General features: G+C 71.5%; 16 protein-coding genes. 10 read left to right on the top strand and 6 right to left on the bottom strand.

Annotation, left to right across the window (positions count from 1 at the left end):
• Positions 1 to 114 precede the first annotated feature (114 nt).
• The 4 genes from EL493_RS11670 to EL493_RS11655 are packed head-to-tail and all read right to left on the bottom strand — an operon-like array spanning position 115 to position 4,000.
• The gene (locus EL493_RS11670; RefSeq protein ID WP_019045801.1) at positions 115 to 456 is read right to left on the bottom strand and encodes an MmcQ/YjbR family DNA-binding protein; all 342 of its coding nucleotides are present in this window, start codon (positions 454 to 456) and stop codon (positions 115 to 117) included.
• 10 nt (positions 457 to 466) lie between these two features.
• Positions 467 to 1,858, bottom strand: a complete 1,392-nt coding sequence (locus tag EL493_RS11665) for a vWA domain-containing protein (RefSeq protein WP_022567188.1) — start codon at positions 1,856 to 1,858, stop codon at positions 467 to 469.
• A gap of 1 nt (position 1,859) precedes the next feature.
• A complete protein-coding gene (locus EL493_RS11660) occupies positions 1,860 to 2,738 on the bottom strand; it encodes an AAA family ATPase (RefSeq protein ID WP_019045799.1) in 879 nt (292 codons plus the stop codon).
• A complete protein-coding gene (locus EL493_RS11655; RefSeq protein ID WP_022567187.1) occupies positions 2,735 to 4,000 on the bottom strand; it encodes a glutamate-5-semialdehyde dehydrogenase in 1,266 nt (421 codons plus the stop codon). The genes EL493_RS11660 and EL493_RS11655 overlap by 4 nt, the downstream gene beginning before the upstream one ends.
• A 207-nt stretch (positions 4,001 to 4,207) precedes the next feature.
• Here EL493_RS11655 and EL493_RS11650 point away from each other — a divergent pair, with 207 nt between their 5' ends.
• The 9 genes from EL493_RS11650 to EL493_RS11615 all read left to right on the top strand — a co-directional run bounded on the left by EL493_RS11650 (position 4,208) and on the right by EL493_RS11615 (position 13,432).
• The gene (locus tag EL493_RS11650; RefSeq protein ID WP_019045797.1) at positions 4,208 to 5,083 is read left to right on the top strand and encodes a ribokinase; all 876 of its coding nucleotides are present in this window, start codon (positions 4,208 to 4,210) and stop codon (positions 5,081 to 5,083) included.
• A 136-nt stretch (positions 5,084 to 5,219) separates the two neighbouring features.
• Complete coding sequence (locus EL493_RS11645) at positions 5,220 to 6,431, top strand: RtcB family protein (protein ID WP_019045796.1); 1,212 nt, start codon at positions 5,220 to 5,222, stop codon at positions 6,429 to 6,431.
• A gap of 40 nt (positions 6,432 to 6,471) precedes the next feature.
• Entirely contained in the window at positions 6,472 to 8,595 is a 2,124-nt protein-coding gene (locus EL493_RS11640; RefSeq protein ID WP_019045795.1) for a RecQ family ATP-dependent DNA helicase, read from the top strand.
• Between the two features lie 81 nt (positions 8,596 to 8,676).
• On the top strand, positions 8,677 to 9,777 hold the full coding sequence (locus tag EL493_RS11635) for a methyltransferase (RefSeq protein ID WP_019045794.1): 1,101 nt from the start codon (positions 8,677 to 8,679) through the stop codon (positions 9,775 to 9,777).
• A 61-nt stretch (positions 9,778 to 9,838) separates the two neighbouring features.
• The gene (locus tag EL493_RS11630; RefSeq protein WP_198041021.1) at positions 9,839 to 10,228 is read left to right on the top strand and encodes a hypothetical protein; all 390 of its coding nucleotides are present in this window, start codon (positions 9,839 to 9,841) and stop codon (positions 10,226 to 10,228) included.
• 129 nt (positions 10,229 to 10,357) lie between these two features.
• Entirely contained in the window at positions 10,358 to 10,600 is a 243-nt protein-coding gene (locus EL493_RS32695) for a hypothetical protein (RefSeq protein WP_022567186.1), read from the top strand.
• Positions 10,601 to 10,619: 19 nt separating this feature from the next.
• Positions 10,620 to 11,270, top strand: coding sequence for an MMPL family transporter (locus tag EL493_RS32690; protein ID WP_022567185.1), 651 nt, complete (start codon positions 10,620 to 10,622; stop codon positions 11,268 to 11,270).
• A 159-nt stretch (positions 11,271 to 11,429) separates the two neighbouring features.
• Complete coding sequence (gene ligD, locus EL493_RS11620; RefSeq protein ID WP_019045792.1) at positions 11,430 to 12,398, top strand: non-homologous end-joining DNA ligase; 969 nt, start codon at positions 11,430 to 11,432, stop codon at positions 12,396 to 12,398.
• 83 nt (positions 12,399 to 12,481) lie between these two features.
• Positions 12,482 to 13,432, top strand: a complete 951-nt coding sequence (locus EL493_RS11615) for a D-isomer specific 2-hydroxyacid dehydrogenase family protein (RefSeq protein ID WP_019045791.1) — start codon at positions 12,482 to 12,484, stop codon at positions 13,430 to 13,432.
• Here the strand turns inward: EL493_RS11615 and EL493_RS11610 are convergent.
• Both EL493_RS11610 and EL493_RS11605 read right to left on the bottom strand, forming a co-directional pair.
• Positions 13,426 to 16,167: an ATP-binding protein gene (locus EL493_RS11610; protein ID WP_019045790.1), complete on the bottom strand. Its 2,742-nt coding sequence runs from the start codon at positions 16,165 to 16,167 to the stop codon at positions 13,426 to 13,428. The genes EL493_RS11615 and EL493_RS11610 overlap by 7 nt on opposite strands.
• 53 nt (positions 16,168 to 16,220) lie before the next feature.
• On the bottom strand, positions 16,221 to 17,015 hold the full coding sequence (locus EL493_RS11605) for a DUF5602 domain-containing protein (RefSeq protein ID WP_019045789.1): 795 nt from the start codon (positions 17,013 to 17,015) through the stop codon (positions 16,221 to 16,223).
• A gap of 201 nt (positions 17,016 to 17,216) precedes the next feature.
• On the opposite strand from EL493_RS11605, the gene EL493_RS11600 reads away from it, so the two are divergent.
• The gene (locus EL493_RS11600; protein WP_019045788.1) at positions 17,217 to 17,951 is read left to right on the top strand and encodes an ESX secretion-associated protein EspG; all 735 of its coding nucleotides are present in this window, start codon (positions 17,217 to 17,219) and stop codon (positions 17,949 to 17,951) included.
• The last annotated feature ends 6 nt before the right edge of the window (positions 17,952 to 17,957 follow it).

Raw genomic sequence — 17,957 nt, 5'->3', positions numbered from 1 at the left:
CGATTCTCCGGTGCCTCGTCGCACGCACTGCTCGTCGTCGCACGACGCCCCTGCCAGCATGGCGGCGATTGTGACCGGCCCGGCCTACAGCCGGCTTAACGTCCGCTGAAGAGATCAGGCCTTGGGGCGCTTGGATTTCGGGAGCTTGGCGACGACCGCGTCGTAGGAGGCGTCGATCAGCTCCCGCAGTTCGTCGGGCGGGACCGCGCCGCCGACGGTGACACTGTTCCAGCCATACCTACCGATATAGGCCGAGGCACTGACATCGCCGGGATAGATCCGCACGAGTTCGTCGGCCTCCATGCGGTCGCGGCCGCATTTCAGGCCGATGGCGGTCCCGGTGCCGAGGAAGGCGAAGATCTTGTCGCCGACCTTGGCCACGATGTCGCCCTCCCACGGTTCGTCCTGCCAGGCACCGGGTTTGGCCAGGCAGTACGCCAGCAGATCCGCGCTCATAGCGACTCCTTCACACCGGCAACAACCGGGAGACCACCTCGGTCAGCTGGCGCGCCGACCGGCATTCGTGCATCTCGATCACCTCGCCGTACTCGCGGGCCGCCGAATCACCGGTGCCCCAGAGGGTGCGTGGCTCGGGATTGAGCCAGTGCGCGTGCCGGGCGGTACCGACGAGCTGACGCAGGGTGTCCAACCGCGGATTGCGGTAGTTGGTGCGGCCGTCGCCGAGGACGAGCAGCGAGCTGCGGCTGGTGACGGCATCGGCGAAATTGTCGGCGAAGGTGCTCAGCGCCTGCCCGTAGTCGGAGTGCCCGTCGGCGTCGATGATCCGCGACTGGGTGAAGATCCGGGTGAGCACGTCGTCGAGGCCCGCGTGCGGGTCGAAGTAGCCGGTGACCTCGTCGGTACGGTCGACGAAGGCGAAGATCCGCACCCGGGAGAACTGTTCGCGCAGTGCGCTCACCAGCAGCAGCGTGAAATTGCTGAAGCCGGCCACCGAGCCCGAGATATCGCACAGCAGCACCAGTTCCGGCCGTCCTGGCCGGGGTTTGCGATTCACCAGGTCGATCGGCACGCCGCCGGTGGACATGGACGCGCGCAGGGTCTTGCGCAGATCGATCTCGCCGCGGCGGGCCTTGCGGCGCCGCACCGCGAGCCGGGAGGCGAGGATCCGGGCCAGGCGCTGGGTGCCGCGACGCAACTCGATGAGTTCGCGTTCGGACGCGCGCAGGAAGTCGGCGTCCTCGGCCTGGCGGGCGACGCCGTAGGTGGCGACGCGGTCGCGGCCGATCTGCTCGGCGACGCGCCGATTCGTCTCGGCTTCGACACTCGCGCGGAACCCCGCGATCCGTTCCCGCACCACCCGCTGCGCGACCTCGGTGTCCCGATCGCTCGCGTCGGGCGGCAGGGCGAGACCGGCGAGCACCCGCGACAGCAGGGTCTGCGGCGCGAGGTCCTTCATCGCCTGATAGGCCGAGAACGACGGACCCCGGGCCGACTGGTACTGCCCCAGCTGCTCAACGACCTGGCCGGCCAGCAGCTGCAACTGGGCGCCGCCGTCCTCCAGAGCGAGCAGTTCGGCCAGCTGCTCCCGCAGAGCGGGCAGGTCGATCTCGCCGGTGGGCGTGCGGGGCAGCTCGGCCGCCTGCGCGGTGCGCTCCCCCACCGCGACCGGGAACCACAGGTCGAACAGCCCGTCGAAGGTGGCGCGGTGGGTGGGGCGGCGCAGCAGGGCACACGCCAGCCCCTCCCGGACCGATTCCCGGTCGAGCAAATCGAGCACGGTGAGTACCCGGCCCGCGTCGACCGTCTCCGACGGCCCGACCGGCACCCCGCGGGCCCGCAGGGCCGCGACGAACCCGGCGACGTGACCGCCGAGTCCGTGCGGGGCAGGCGCTGTCATCTCATGCCAGTTTCAGCTCGGCCAGCGCGCGCTGGTGGTCGCTACGGTGCTTGAGCACCACCCCGAGCGTGGCGCGCACGGTGGCGTCGTCGAGGTCCTCGGCGCCCAGGGCGAGCAGGGTGTGGCCCCAGTCGATGGATTCGGCCACCGACGGCAGCTTCTTGAGCTGCATGCCGCGCAGCACGTGCACGATGCGGACCAGCTGCTCGGCGACCGCCGTCGACAGCTCCGGTACCCGGCTGGCGAGGATGCGCCGTTCGAGGTCTTCGTCGGGGAAGTCCAGGTGCAGGTAGAGGCAGCGGCGCTTGAGCGCCTCGGACAGCTCCCTGGTGGCGTTCGAGGTGAGGACGACGAACGGCTTGCGGGTGGCGGTGATGGTGCCCAGCTCCGGCACGGTGACCGCGAAGTCGCTGAGCACCTCCAGCAGCAGGCCCTCGATCTCGACGTCGGCCTTGTCGGTTTCGTCGATCAGCAGCACCGTCGGCTCGCTGCGCCGGATGGCGGTGAGCAGCGGGCGCGAGAGCAGGAATTCCTCGGTGAAGACGTCGGCTTTGGTTTCGGCCCAGTCGTTCTCGCTGGACGCCTGGATCCGCAGGATCTGCTTGGCGTGGTTCCACTCGTAGAGCGCGCGGGCCTCGTCGACGCCCTCGTAGCACTGCAGCCGGACCAGTTCGGCGCCGGCGACCTGGGCGACCGCGCGGGACAGCTCGGTCTTGCCGACACCGGCCGGACCCTCGATGAGCAACGGCTTGCCCAGCCGGTCGGCCAGGAAGACCGAGGTGGCCGTGGCCTTGTCGGCCAGGTAGCCGGTGCCGGCGAGGCGGGTGACGACGTCGTCGACCGAGGTGAAGATCGGTTCTTGTACCAGGGTCACGATCACACCGGCCGAGTCTGGCCGTCGCCCCACACGATCCACTTGGTGGAGGTGAGTTCGGGCAGTGCCATCGGGCCGCGGGCGTGCAGCTTCTGGGTGGAGATGCCGATCTCGGCGCCGAAGCCGAACTGCTCGCCGTCGGTGAACGCGGTGGACGCGTTGACCATGACGGCGGCCGCGTCGACCCGGGTGGTGAACGCGCGGGCCGCGGCCAGGTCGGCGGTGACGATGGCCTCGGTGTGGCCGGTGCCCCAGGTGTTGATGTGCTCGACGGCCGCGTCGAGATCGTCGACCACCTTCAGCGCGATGTCCAGGGTGAGGTACTCCTCGCCCCAGTCGGCGTCGGTGGCCGGCACCTGACCGGGCAGGTCACCGTGGATGGTGACGCCGGCGTCGGTCAGCGCCTTGCTCAGCCGCGGCAGCGCCGTCTCGGCGACGGCGGCGTCGATGAGCACGGTCTCGGCCGCGTTGCAGACACTCGGACGGCGGGTCTTGGCGTTGAGCAGGATGGCCTCGGCCATGTCCAGGTCGGCGGCGGCGTGCACGTAGACGTGGCAGTTGCCGGTGCCGGTCTCGATGGTCGGCACCTGCGCGTCGCGCACGACGGCGTTGATCAGGCCGGCGCCGCCGCGCGGGATCACCACGTCGACCAGGCCGCGGGCCTGGATCAGGTGGGTGACGCTGGAGCGGTCGTGGCTGGGCAGCAGCTGGACCGCGTCGGCCGGAATGCCCTGGGCGGCCAGCGCTTCGCGCAGTACCTCCACGAGCGCGGCGTTGGAGTTCGCGGCCGAGGACGAGCCGCGCAGCAGTGCCGCGTTGCCCGACTTGAGGGCCAGCCCGAACGCGTCGACGGTGACGTTGGGCCTGGCCTCGTACACCATGCCGACGACGCCGAGCGGTACCCGCGTCTGGCGGATCTCGAGACCGTTGGGCAGCGTGGAACCGCGCACGACCACACCGACCGGGTCGGGCAGCCCGGCGACCTGGCGCAGGCCGGAGGCGATGCCGTCGATGCGGGCCTTGGTGAGCCGCAGCCGGTCCAGCAGGTTCTCCTCGGTGCCCGCCGCCTGCGCGGTCGCGATGTCGGCGGCGTTGGCCGCGAGGACGCGATCGGCGGCGGCCAGCAGCGCGTCGGCCGCCGCGTGCAGTGCGTCGTTCTTCTGTGCCGTGGTGAGCTGAGCCAGCGCACGGGACGCGACGCGAGCCCTGCGGGCGGCGTCGTGCACCGCTGCGCGGATGTCGAGCTCGGGGGTCACTTCTACCGTCATGGGTATCAGCCTACGCAGGCCACCTGCCCGTCCCGTCGCCACCCGGACCCCGGAAAGCGGCTCCGACCGGCGGCGGGACGAAGTTGTCCACAGGGTGGACAAGGCGCCGCTCGACCGCCGACCCGCCCGGTCCGGTGGCGCCGGCGCCGGTACCGCCGCGCGCCGATCGTGGCCGCCGGGGACGGCGACGCGGCTAGATTCGCCGATATGGACAGCGTGGCGGCCCCGACCATCGTCGTACTCGGCAGCGTGAACATGGACCTGGTGACCAGCACCGCCCGCAGGCCAGCCCCCGGGGAGACGGTGCTCGGGTCCGGGTTCACCACCGTGCCCGGCGGCAAGGGCGCCAACCAGGCGATCGCGGCGGCCCGCTCCGGCGCCCGGGTGCGGTTCCTCGGCGCGGTCGGCGCGGACGCGTTCGGCGAGACCCTGCGGGCGACGCTGACGGGCGCGGGCGTCGACACCGCGCTGCTGCGCACGGTGGACGGGCCGAGCGGGGTCGCGACGATCGTGGTGGACGACGCGGGCGAGAACAGCATCATCGTGGTCGCCGGCGCGAACGGCCGGGTGCGCGAGCTGACCGCCGACGAGCTCGCCGCGATCGCCGACGCCGATCTCCTGCTGTGCCAGCTGGAGATCCCGCTCGACACCGTCGCGGCGGCCGCCCGGCACGCGCGCGCGGCGGGCACGACCGTGGCGCTGAACCCGTCGCCGGTGCGGCCGCTGCCCGCCGCCCTGTGGGCCGAGGTGGATCTGGCGATCGTGAATTCGCTGGAATCCGAACACTATTCGACGGAGCTGGACCAGGTGCCGCACGTGGTGCGCACGCTCGGTGGTGACGGCGCCCGGTACCGATCGACCGACGGCACCGAGTTCGCCGTCGCCGGTCGCCGGGTCGACGTCGTGGATACGACAGGCGCGGGCGACGCCTTCACCGGCGCGTTGGCCGCCACCTGGGCCCGCGGCCCACGGGCCGCCGTGAGCTGGGCCAATGCCGCCGGCGCGGTGGCGACCACCCGGCTGGGCGCCAGTTCGGCGATCCCGGATCGCGCCCGGATCGAACGCGCGCTCGCGGCGGACTGATCGTTTCGACGCGGCGGATCCCCTCCGTGCGAAGCCTGTCGCCCACGTCCACCACCCAGGTGACGGCCCGAAATTCAGGTGCGCGGCCCCGGTCGTCGGTCCTACCGTGGGTAGTACACCAAGGAAAGGACCGACCATGTTTCCCGTCGAGCTGCGCGGTACCAAGGCGCAGACGCTCATGTGGGCCGACGAGCACCAGATCGAGCAGGCCGCGCTGCGACAGCTTCGCAATATCGCGGATCTGGAATGGGTGCACGGACTGCGCGTGATGCCCGATGTGCACCTGGGCAAGGGCGCGACGGTGGGGTCGGTCATCGCCATGCGGGACGCGGTCGCGCCCGCCGCGGTCGGTGTCGACATCGGGTGCGGGATGGAGAGCGTGAAGACCGGGCTGACCGCGTCGGATCTGCCCGACGACCTGCGGTCGCTGCGCTCGCGGATCGAGCGCGCGGTACCCGTCGGGTTCAACGCGCACCAGCAGGCGGTCGACGTCGGCGCGCTGCACGCGGGCTCGCACGGGCAGTCGGCGCGGACGAAGGGCTGGGACCGGTTCTGGCGCGCGTTCGACGACCTGCACCCGGGGGTGTCGTCGCTGGAGTCGAAGGCGCACAAGCAGATCGGCTCGCTCGGCGGCGGCAACCACTTCATCGAGGTCTGCCTCGACCAGGACGACGCCGTGTGGATCCTGCTGCACTCCGGGTCTCGCAACATCGGCAAGGAACTGGCCGAGCGGCACATGGCGGTGGCGCGGACGCTGCCGCACAACCAGTCGCTGCCGGATCGGGACCTCGCGGTGTTCCTGACCGGGACCCCGGAGATGGACGCGTACCGGCGCGACCTCACCTGGGCGCAGGAGTACGCCGCGCGCAACCGCGCGGTGATGCTGTCGCTGGTGTGCCGGGCGGTGCGTGACGAATTCGCCGACCGCACGGTGCGTTTCGACGAACCGATCTCGTGCCACCACAACTACGTGGCCGAGGAGATCATCGACGGCGTGCCCATGCTGGTGACCCGCAAGGGCGCGGTGCGGGCGGGCGCGGGCGATCTCGCGTTGATCCCCGGTTCGATGGGGACGCGGTCGTACGTGGTGCGGGGCAAGGGCAATCCGGCCTCGTTCCAGTCGGCCTCGCACGGCGCCGGACGGCGGATGAGCCGGACCGCGGCCAAGAAGCAGTTCACGGTCGCGGACCTGGTCGCCCAGACCGAGGGCGTGGAGTCGCGCAAGGACGCGGGCGTGGTCGACGAGATCCCGGCCGCGTACAAGGACATCGACGAGGTGATCGCCGCGCAGGCCGACCTGATCGACGTGGTGGCGACGCTGCGTCAGGTCCTCTGCGTCAAGGGCTAGGGCCCGCCGGGGTGTCGGTGGGGTAGGCCAAGATGGGGGTATGACCTCAGCGACCGGTGGTGACCTGCTCGATCTGACGGCTTCGGACCTGCGGGAACGTGGGGAGGAGTTGTTGCGGGAGCTGGCGGGGCCCGCTGCCCGCCTGCGGGAGGATCAGTGGGTCGCCATCGAGGCGCTGGTGGTGCGGCGGCGCCGGGCGCTGGTGGTGCAGCGGACGGGGTGGGGCAAGTCGGCGGTGTACTTCATCGCGGCGAAGCTGCTGCGCCGCGCCGGGCGCGGGCCGACGGTGATCGTGTCGCCGTTGCTGGCGCTGATGCGCAACCAGGTGGCGGCGGCCGAGCGCGCCGGGGTGGTGGCGGCCACCATCAACTCGGGCAATGTCACCGAGTGGGACGAGATCCATCAGCGGGTCGCCGACGGCGCGGTCGACGTGCTGCTGGTGAGCCCCGAACGGTTGAACAACCCGGACTTCCGCGATCAGGTGCTGCCCCGGCTGGCCGCCGACGCCGGGCTGGTGGTGATCGACGAAGCGCACTGTGTCTCGGACTGGGGACACGATTTCCGGCCCGACTACCGCCGCATCCGCACCCTGATCGCCGACCTCGGCTCCGATGTGCCGGTGCTGGCGACCACCGCCACCGCCAACGACCGCGTGGTCACCGACGTGGCGGGCCAGATCGGCACCGACACGCTGGTGCTGCGCGGCACGCTGGACCGCGAGTCGCTGCACCTGTCGGTGGTGAAGTTCGACGATGCGGTACAGCGCACGGCCTGGCTGGGCGCGCAGCTGGACCGGTTGCCCGGCTCGGGCATCATCTACTGCCTCACCGTCGCCGCCGCGCACGATCTGGCCGACGTGCTCACCGCGCAGGGCCACACCGTCGCCGCCTACACCGGCCAGACCGACCCGGCCGAACGCGAGGCGCTCGAGAGCGCGCTGCTGGACAACGAGGTGAAGGCGCTGATCGCGACCTCGGCGCTCGGCATGGGCTTCGACAAGCCCGATCTGGGCTTCGTGGTGCACGTCGGGGCGCCGTCCTCCCCCATCGCCTACTACCAGCAGGTCGGGCGCGCCGGCCGCGGCACCGACCGGGCCGAGGTGGTGCTGCTGCCCGGCCCGGAGGACGCCCGGATCTGGAGCTACTTCGCCTCGGTGGCGTTCCCGCGCGAGCACATCGTGCGCGCGGTGCTGGCCGCGCTCGACCAGGACCGGCCGATGTCGACCGTGGCGCTGGAACCGCTCGTCGAGCTGAACCGGTCGCGGCTGGAGATGGTGCTGAAGGTGCTCGACGTGGACGGCGCGGTACGCCGGGTGCGCGGCGGCTGGCTGTCCACCGGGCAGCCGTGGACCTATGACACCGAACGCTACGAACGCCTCGCCGCCGCCCGCGACACCGAGCAGCAGGCGATGGTCGACTACCAGGCGACCACCGCCTGCCGGATGACCTTCCTGCGCCGCCAGCTCGACGACCCCGGCCTCGGTTCGCTCGACGCGGGGACGCCCGACTGCGGCCGCTGCGACAACTGCACCGGCACCACGCCCGACACCACCGTCGACGCCGAAGCGGTCGCCGCCACCAGGGCCAGGCTGGATCGGCCCGGGCTCGACCTGGCCCCGCGCAAGCAGTGGCCCACCGGCATGGCCAAGCTGGGAGTCCCGTTGTCGGGCAAGATCTCCGCGGGCGCCGAGACCGGCCGGGTGTTCGGCAGGCTCACCGATCTCGGCTGGGGACGCAGGCTGCGCGCCCTGCTCGACGGCCCCGACGCCCCGTTACCCGACGCCGTGTTCGACGCGTGCGTCGCGGTCCTGCGCGACTGGGACTGGGCGTCGAGGCCGACCTCGGTGCTGGCCCTGGAGTCGCCGCGCTACCCGCAGCTCACCGCGAGCCTGGCCGCGCGGCTGGCGCAGGTGGGCAGGCTCGACAATCTCGGCATCCTGCACACCAGGCCCGACCGGCCACCGGTGTCGGCGGCGAATTCGGCGCACCGGGTGGCCGGGCTGTTCGATTCCTGGGAGGTGCCCGATCTGTCCGGGGTGGCCGGGCCCATCCTGCTCGTCGACACCGTCACCGACACCGGCTGGACGATGACCGTCGCGGCCCACGCGCTGCGGACCAGCGGCGCGGACGCGGTACTGCCGTTCGCGCTGGCGACGCCGACCTGATCCGCACCCCTCCCCAGGGCACCGCAAATCCCGTACGCTCAGTCCGTACGTGCAGGTCAACCGGCCGACGATGGAGTCGCGATGACGTCCACAGCACCGAAGAAACTGCCCCCGATCCCGGTCCTGCGCGCGCTCGATCGAGTGCGCGACGCGCTGGCCGCGCTCAACCGCAGGCTGGTTCCCGGCCATATCGCGCTGCTGGATCTGCAGATCGCGGGATTCCTGTCCCAGGCCGTCAGCACCGCGGCCGAACTCGGCATCGCCGACGAACTGGCCGACGGCCCGCGCACGGCGGCCCAGCTGGCCCGCGCGCTCGATGTCGACGAGGAAGGCTTGCGCAGGCTCCTGCGGCTGCTCGTGAGCTACGGGGTGTTCGCGCAGCGCCGCGACGGCAAGTACGCGCTGACCCGCATCGGTGACGCGTTGCGCAGCGACGCCCCGGTGACCCTGCGCGACCTGTCCCGGTTCTTCGGTTCGCCGTATCACCGCAACCACTGGACCCACCTCACCGACGCGGTCCGTACCGGCGAGGCGGTCGGCCCGACCCTGGACGGCGCGAGCTTCTTCGAGTACGCCGCCGCCCATCGCGAGATCGGCGACCTGTTCGACCGGGCGATGACCAGCGTCAGCACGCTGGCGATCGAACCGCTGCTGGCCGCCTACGACCTGGGCCGGTTCGGCACCATCGTCGATGTCGGGGGCGGCCGCGGCAGCCTGCTCACCGAGATTCTCGGCCGTCACCCCACCGCGCAGGGCGTGGTGTTCGATCTGCCGAGCGTGGTCGACGATCTGGGCGAGGATCTCGCCGCGGCCGGGCTCGCGCAGCGCTGCGCGGTGGAGGCGGGCTCGTTCTTCGAGTCGGTGCCCCAGGGCGGCGACGCCTACCTGCTCAAACACATCATCCACGACTGGTCCGACGAGCACGCCGAGCGGATCCTGCGCACCGTGCACGCCGCGATGAGCCCGACCGCGACGCTGCTGGTGATCGAGCTGGTGCTGCCCGAGCACCAACGTCCGCACCCGGGCAAGATGATCGATCTGGAGATGCTGGTCAACACCGACGGCGGCCACGAACGCACCGAAGCGCAGTTCCGTGAACTGCTCGCCCGCAGCGGCTTCACCCTGCGGCGCACGGTAGCGACGGCGGCGCCGGATTGTGTGCTGGAGGCCGTTCCGCGCTGATCGGGCCCGACACGCCGTCACGATTGTGGGCACTGCCGGTGACCAGTGCTTCAATGCGGCTATGACCAGGACCTCATTTGCTCGATCCCTGATGGCCGTCGCCGCGGGCTGTGCGGCCGGATTCACCCTCTTGACCGTTCCCGCCCAGGCGTCGAACGAGAACCCGCTCGACTGCGCCGGTGTGCCCGGCGCCCAGGCCGCCGCCGACCGCGAGGGCGCCCGGCGCGGCATCGCGATCACTCCGCTGTGCTTCAGTGGCGGTCTCTACAGCGGCATCCACGCCGGCATCCCGCTGGCCGTGCTGAACCCGCTGACCATGCCCGGCACCGCGAGCGTGTGCGTCGACGAACGCGGAACCGTCGAGGCCGCAGCGAAATTCGAGTGGACCGATCAGGTGCACGTGATGCCGATGTGCATTCAGAACCGGGCATTCGGGGTGTACGAGCTGTAGTTCGCCGCTCGCACCCGCGGTCCGCACGGAGTCGATCCGTGCGGACTTTTTACTCTTGCCCTATACGTATACATCTACTTATAGCGAGACGGCCGGGTCACGCGACAGGCCCGGAAAGGACCTCTCACCATGTTGGTCAGACTGGGACGCGTCGTCGTCCATCACCCGTGGAAAGTGATCGGGCTGTGGGTGATCGCGATCGTCGCCGTGTTGTCCACGGCGCCGGCGCTCACCGCGACGACCGACCAATCCGCCTTCCTGCCTTCGCATTACGAGTCGATCCAGGCGATGCAGTTGCAGGAGCGGGCGTTTCCACAGCAGTCCGCGCAGGCCGCGCTCATCGTCGCGGTGCGGGCGACGGCGCCGCGCTGACCGAGGCCGACTCGGTGACGTGCGCGCGGCCGCGGCGGCGCTCACCGCGCGGAACATCGAGGGCGTCACCGGAATCCAGGTGACGCCGCCGTCGGAAAACCGGCTGGTGCAGGTCATCGCGGTGCAGATGACCAAGACCACCGACGCCGCCGACAAGACCCAGGGCGAGGCGGTGCGTGACTTGCGCGAGCAGTTGCGGGAACAGGTGCGCGACACCGGGCTCCGGGCGGGCATCACCGGCACCGCGGCACAGACGCTGGATCAGACCGAGCAGGGCGAGAAGGGCATGGCCATCATCGGCATCGCCACGATCGTGCTGATCCTGGTGCTGCTGCTGGTGATCTTCCGCAGCCCGGTCATCGCGTTGCTCCCGGTGATCACCATCGGGGCGATCTCGAGCATGGTCGGCGGCCTGATCGCCATGAACCACGACTACCGGATCGTGTTCCCGGTGGCGGCGATCGTGATCATGCTGGTGCTGGCGCTGCTGCTGCGCAGCCTGGTGGCGCCCTGGTACCTGATGGCCTCGGTGTTCGTCGGCTTCGCCGCGACCCTGGGCGCGACGGTGCTGGTGTTCCGGCATCTCCAGGGCGAGCACGGGCTGATCTTCACACTGCCGGTGATCATGTACCGTTCGTCGTCGCGCTCGGCACCGACTACAACATCCTGAATCACGATCGCGGCGTTCGTGATGGCGATGTTCTTCACCCCGGCCGTCACCGCTCTGCTCGGCCAGCGCGCCTGGTGGCCCGGACACGGTGGCGACCGGCGCTGACACACCCCGTGCCGCAGGTCCGCTCCCCGCCGGGAGCGGGCCTGCTCGTCTATCGTGGCCGGTGTGGCCAAGTCTGCGACACCGGCGGTCGAGCTTCCGGTGGGCGAGCACACGGTGCGGGTCAGCAATCCCGACCGGGTGTATTTCCCCGAGCTCGGCGTCACCAAGCTCGACCTGGTGCGGTACTACCTCAGCGTGGGCGACGGGATCGTGAACGCGCTGCGGGACCGGCCGTGCATGCTGCACCGGTTCCCGAAGGGACTGCCCGGCGGCAAGGTGCATCAGAAGCGGCTGCCCGGCGGTGCGCCGGACTGGATCTCCACGGTGCGGGTGTACTTCCCGCGCTACGGCAGGCACGCCGACGAGCTGTGCGTGCAGGAGCTCGCCGAGGTGATCTGGGCGGTGCAGATGTCGACGGTGGAGTTCCATCCGTGGAACTCGCGGGCGAGCGACACCGAGTCACCCGACGAATGGCGCATCGACCTGGACCCCATGCCGGACTGCCCGTGGCCGCGGGTGCAGCGCGTCGCCGGGGTGGTGCACGAGGTGCTCGACGAGCTGGGTGCGGTGGGCTGGCCCAAGACCTCCGGCGGCGCCGGGCTGCACGTGTATGTCCGGATCGCGCCGGAGTACGGGTTCAAGGAGGTGCGGCGGGCGGCGCTGGCGTTCGCGCGCGAAGTCGAGCGGCGCGCGCCCGAGGACGTGACCACCGCCTGGTGGCGCCGCGACCGGGACCCGGCCCAGCTGTTCGTCGACTACAACCAGAACGCGCGCGACCACACCATCGCCGCCGCCTATTCCGTGCGCGGGGTGCCCGCGGCGACGGTGTCGACACCGGTGCGCTGGACCGAGATCCCCGACATCCACCCGCGCGACTTCACCGTCGAGACCGTGCCCGCCCGCTACGCCGAGCTGGGCGACATCCAGGCCGACATGGACCAGGCGGTCTTCGACATCGCCCCGCTGCTCGAGCTGGCCGACCGGCACGGCGTCGACGAACCCGTCGACCTCGACGAACCGTAGCCCGGCACGACACCGCGGGCCCGGAGAGGGAAGAATCGAGGGCGGCCGCGCGCCCGCGCCGCCGCGCACTCCAGGAGGCTCCTGTGCAGGAATCCGCGACGACGATCGCGATCGGCCCGGACGATCCGGCGCCCCGCCTGCTCGAGAAGGCCGTCGTCGGGGCCGGTGCCCAGCTCGGCGAGCTCGCCGACGCCGACGCGCTGATCTGGACCGGCACGCCGCGCGAGTTCCCCGCGACGCTGCCGTCCTCGGTCCGCTGGGTCCAGCTGCCCGCCGCCGGGATCGAGGACTTCTTCGCCGCCGACGTCTTCGCCGCGCATCCCGGCGTCGAGTTCACCTCCGCGGCGGGCGCGTTCTCGCACAGTGTCGCCGAGCACGCGCTGATGCTGCTGCTGGCCGGAGTGCGCTATCTGCCCGAGCAGCTGCGGGCGACCTCCTGGCAACAGCGCGAGTTCTTCCCGCACGTCGGATCGTTGCGCGGCAAGACGGTGACCATCGTCGGCGCGGGCGGGATCGGGCGCGCGCTGATCCCGATGCTGACGCCGCTGGGCGCGCACGTGATCGCGGTGAACCGGTCGGGCCGCCCGGTCACCGGTGACGGTGTCCCGGCGGGCCTGGAGACGCTGCCCGCCGATCAGCTGGGCCGGGTCTGGTCGCGCACCGATCACGTGGTGGTGGCCGCCCCGGCGACCGCGCAGACCCGGCACCTGATCGGCGCCGACGAACTTGCCCGGCTCAAGCCGTCCTCGTGGGTGATCAATGTGGCCCGCGGCAGCCTGATCGACACCGACGCGCTGGTCGAGGCCCTGGCCACCGGGGTGATCGGCGGCGCGGGCCTCGATGTGACCGAGCCGGAACCGCTGCCGGACGGGCACCCGCTGTGGACGCTGCCGAACGCGATCATCACCCCGCACGATTCGAATCCGCCGCAGCTGCGACTGGCCGCGTTCGCCGATCATGTGGGCGCCAATGTGGCCAGGTACGTGGCGGGTGTGCCGTTGCTGGCGGTGGTGGAGCCGGACCGGGGTTACTGACCGATCCCGCCGCGGCCGACCCAGGCCGCGATCTGGCTGCGCTTGGCGAAGCCGAGTTTGGTGAGAATGTGCTGCACGTGGTTCTGCGCGGTGCGTTCCGACAGCACCAGGTGCGCGGCGATCTCCCGGTTGGTGAGGCCGCGGGCCACCAGGTCGGCGACCTCGCGTTCCCGCGGTGTCAGCGTGGTACAGCCGTCGTCGTGCGCGGCGACGGCCCGCAGCCGGGTGGCCCACGGTGTCATGCCGACCGAGTCGGCCACCGGCAGGGCGCCCACGGCCAGGGCGACAGCTTCGGCGACGGCACCGCGGGTGAGCAGCAACTCGGCCAGTTCGCAGTCGGCCTCGACCGCGAAGCCGGGGGCGCCGATCGCGCGGGCGGTACGGGCCGCCGCGCGCAGCTCGGTGGCGGCGGTGTCCGGATCATCCAGCGCGGCAGCGAATTTCCCCAGCCACAGGGTGACCGGCCCGAGATAGTGCGCGGTACCGCCACCGCCGGTGACGTGCCCGTCGCGGTAGCGCGCGAGCCGCGCACGGAAGTAGGCGACATCGTCGGTGATGCCGAGCCCGGCCGCCACCGCACCGCCGACGGCGAGCACGTTCAGCAGGAAATACGGTGGCACGGGCCAGTTCCCCGGCCGGCCGAGCCCGCGGTAGAGCGGTTCGGCCTCGCCGGTCAAACCGCTGTCGATCATCGGGAAGGCGGTGCCGAGCGCGGCGAACAGCAGATTGCGGACCTCCCCGCGCAGCGGCGCGGGGGGCACCGTCAGCGCCTCCGGGCGATGGCCGCGATGATGACCGACGACGGCCAGCAGGGCGCGGTAGGCGCCGTCGCCGGCGGGGTGACCGAGGGTGGTCGCCAGCTCGTGCGCGCGGCCCGCCCGGTCCAGGGCATCGTCGAATTCGGCCCTGGCCTGGGCCAGCGCGGCTTCGGCGATCAGCCGGTGCCACTGCGACATCGGGCCGCCGGTGTGCTCGGTGCACCAGCTCAGGCAGGACAGTTCCCCGGTGATCGCGCCCAGCTCGCCCTGTTCCCACAGCGCGTCGATGCGCCACAGCCTGCCCCACATCTCGACCGCCGGGTCGCGCGCGCGTTCGCCCGCGATGATCATCCTGGTGGCCAGCTCGCGGTGTTCGGCGCGATGGTCGGGTCCGCTGCAGGCGAGTTGCCTGGCGCGCAGCGCCGCGGCCAGCACCGCGGGGTCGTCGCTGTGTTCGGCGGCGGCGAGGGCCGCGCGGCTCGACGCGTCGACATCGTCTGATCGACCCAGGTAGATGGCGGTTTCGGTGGACCGGGCCAGCAGGCGGGCGCGCAGCGCGGCGGGTAGGTCGTCGGCGGCGAGCGCCTCGGCGCAGGCGTCGGCGATATCGCGGTCCCAGCCGCGCTCCCCGATCGGTTCGAGCACCAGCGCGGCTTCCGCGTGCAGGACCGGCTCCCCTGCCTTACGGGCCAGCGCCTCGGCGGCGGCGCAGTCGGCGCGAGCGGCGCGGCGGTCGCCCGCACGGGCGGCGGCCGCGGCGCGCTCCAGCAGCAGCCTGCCCCGGTCGAGCGGGTCGAGGGCGGCGGCGTGGGTCAGCGCCAGCCCGTAGAACCGCACCGCGTCCTCGAAGGCCAGCTCCCGCAGCGCCACCTCGGCCGCCCGCCGGGCCCAGCGCACGGCGGGTTCGTGCGCCCCGGTGACGGCCGCGTTGGCCCAGTGCCAGGCCAGCGCGGCCGAATTCGCTTCGACCGCATCGGGATACAGCGCCTCGATGGCCAGCGCCGCGCGCTCATGCAGGACAACGCGCTGTTGCAGCGACAGCCCGTCGAGCAGGGCGGCGCGCACCAGCGCGTGCGTGAACCGCACGGTGCCCGGGTCGGCCGCGGTGGCGAGCAGGCCCGCGTCGATCGCCTCGTCGATCGCGGGCAGGCAGTCCGCCGCAGGCCGCGCGACCAGCCGCGCGGCGACCGCGATGGCGAACCGCTCCCCCAGGATCGAGGCCGCCCGCAGCAACTGCTGGGTCCGGGCCGAACGCGGCGCCATCCGTCCGCGCACCACCTCGCACAGACTGGTGGGCAGGCGCAGCGCGTCGTCGGTGGTCCCGCGCAGGGATCGTCCCAGTTCGCGCAGGTAGAAGGGGTTTCCACCGGTCATGTCGAAGGCGTCGCCCGCGAGCTGGTCGGGCAGCGCGCGCCCGGCTTCCCGTTGCAGGCAGCGGGACGAGTCCGCCGGGGACAGCCCGCGCAGGGTGAGTGAGGCGCTGACCGGTTCGCGCAGCAGGTCCGGTTTGATCGTGGTCCAGCCGCTGTCCTCGGCACCGGTGCGCTCGGTGGCGCACACCATGATCCGGCGGTCCCGCAGCCCACGCACCACATAGAGCAGGGCTTGCAGCGAGGGCTCGTCGGCCCAGTGGACGTCGTCGATCACCAGCAGCGCGCCGCCGACCGCGCCGTCGAGGCCCGCGGCGAACGCCTCGAACAGCGCGACCCGGTCCGCGCCCGGCGACGGGGCACCGGGCCCCAGCGCTTGCCGCCACAGCCAGAACGGCGGCGTATCGGGTAGTTCCAGGGCCCGCGCCCACAGCGTGCGTACCCCGCGCTCCCGGGCGCGGGCGGCCAGTTCGGCGACCAGCCTGGTCTTGCCGACCCCGGCCTCACCGCTACAGATCACCAACTGCGGAGCGCCGTGGAGCGCGTCGTCGAGCCGGGCCAGCAGATCCGCCAGTTCCCACTCGCGCCCGATCAGCTCGGTGATCACGCCTCACCTCCGAGTAAGAGAGCATACTCGCAGGTGAGGGCGTTATAGAAGGGTCAGGAAGCGGTGCGCTCGGTGAACCCGCCGACCGAGACGACATATTCCTTCGCGTTGTCGTCGAAGCGGATCGAATAGGTGGTCGGATACCGCGTGCTGTGCTGGTAGGCCTGCGGCTGCGGGATGTCGCCGGTGAACGACGGCTTGGTCAGCAGCCAGTCCCGGGTGAACATGGGCTCGGTGAAGATGTACTCGCCGTCCCAGGCGCCGTTGATCAGGGTCTGGGTGAACTGGCCCGGCGCGACGGGATTGCTCATGTCCACCCAGTGCACGCCCATCGCGGGCACCGCCTGCACCTCGATCGGCTCGGGGATGGTCGCGTTGCCGGCGGGCATGTACTTCGGGTCGGGGCTGTTGGCCGCCTTCGTCAGGAACGCCGGGTCCTGCGGGTCGATCGCCGCCACCGCCGCCGGGTCGATGAAGTAGAAGTGCGAATCGAAGTGCGGCTTGTCGAACATGCCGACCGGCGGGTGACCGTGCGGCACCCAGTCGAAGGTGAGGTGGTCGACCACCGTGCCGTCGGCCTCCGCGGGCAGGGCCAGCGGCGGGCTGGCGGGCGGCGGGCCCTCCGGCATGGTGGCGGGCATCGGCAGGCCTTCCAGTGCGGCCTCCTGAATCCGCAGGCCCACCTCGGTCGGTGTGCCGTCGTCGGTGACGACATAGGTGCGGATCTGCCCGTTGCCGAGGGCGCGTTCGTCGCCGTAGTAGGTCTTGTCGCCGTCGTCGCCGCAGGCCGCGGCGGAGGCGAGGACGAGCAGCGCGGCCAGTGCCGCGGTGACCGTGCGGGTACGCATGACACTCACCCCAGTTCCGCGGGTCGGATTCGACGGATCTGTCCTGAAGGTAGGAGCCGCGACGCCCGCCGACGTCCGCCGAAATACTCATCCGGCTACTCATTGCGCCGAAGATTCCATTCGGACGGATGAACGATGCGCCGGAATCGGACACGCCGGTTAGGCTGTCCTCGTCCTGGTTCGGTAAGGATGGGATCGGCAATGGGATGGACCTTCAGCGCTGACGAATTCGCGCACGTGTGGCGGGAATCCGGTCAGGACCGAATGCCGTTCCCGCTGCGAGTACTCGAATCGCCACGCACCGAGGACGAAGCCGTCCGCGTACGGGCAGCACTGCGCGAGCGACTACCCGGCGGCGGCGACCCCGATCTCGCCGCCTGCCTGCGGATCATCGCCGCACCGCACGCCAGGATCGTGCTCGTCGGCGGCGCGCACACCCCCGGCAGCGAGATCCGGCTGCTGGCCTGCTCGGTGTACGACCACGCCGTGCTCGCGGTACAGGAACCCGGCACCCGCCCCGATTTCGGTGGCCGCGTGCGGGTTTCGATCGGCCATACCGCCGGTATCGGGGCCAGGGTCGCCGCGTGCCTGCCCGACACTCCGCCCGGCCGTGAGCCCGCGCGCGAGGCCGACGCGGACGCGGTGCGCGACGAGGAGACGGTGGTCGCGACCCATCCCGCCGTGCCGCGAATCCAGCGGCTGCTGCGCCGCCCGCACACCGCCGAGGGACACATCCGCATCGAAACCGGGCTCGACCGCCCGACACCGACCCCACCGGTGCACTACAGCTGGATCGATGTGGCCGGCGACGGCCGCTACCTGCTGCGCGCCGGGGAAACGGTGCACGTGGTGCCCGCGGCCGCCGGTCAGCTCGCCGCCCAGCTGCAGCGCAGACTGGCTCCGGTGCACAGCTCGAACACCAGAAGGTCCGGTTAGCCTGGA

Origin of the sequence: Nocardia asteroides (genome assembly GCF_900637185.1) — a bacterium.
GTDB classification, from domain to species: domain Bacteria; phylum Actinomycetota; class Actinomycetes; order Mycobacteriales; family Mycobacteriaceae; genus Nocardia; species Nocardia asteroides.
The sequence above is the reverse complement of the archived record's forward strand: the minus strand, read 5'-3'. Positions and strand labels throughout refer to the sequence as shown.